The following is a 302-nucleotide window of genomic DNA, read 5'->3' as shown; positions in this document are numbered from 1 at the left end:
AGTTTCATCAGGGCCAGGAACGCGTCCGCGGTGAGCTGTTCGGTGGTGCGCGGGTCGTCCTGCACCCGCTTCGCCCACGCGACCTGCTCCTTGTCCACGAAGCGCACCCCGCCCCGGCGGGGACTGGTAATGGCGTCGTAGGTACTCATCAGGTACTCGCCGTCTTCCGGGGCGAACAACCCGACCATGCGCACCTGCCCGGTGTGGAGTCGCCAGAACCGTAGGGACCGGTCGTCGTAGACGGCCTTCTCGCGGGCGGCGATGCCGGCCTCATCGAGCACGTCCCGCACCCGCCGGGCGCG

At 69.5% G+C, this 302-nt stretch carries 1 pseudogene; it reads right to left on the bottom strand.

The features are described from left to right. A pseudogene (locus QN357_RS19375) lies at positions 1-302 on the bottom strand (HNH endonuclease); the annotation flags it as partial.

This window comes from Cryobacterium sp. RTC2.1, from assembly GCF_035018685.1.
Classification (GTDB): domain Bacteria; phylum Actinomycetota; class Actinomycetes; order Actinomycetales; family Microbacteriaceae; genus Cryobacterium; species Cryobacterium glucosi.
This window is presented reverse-complemented; position numbering and strand designations above follow the sequence as displayed.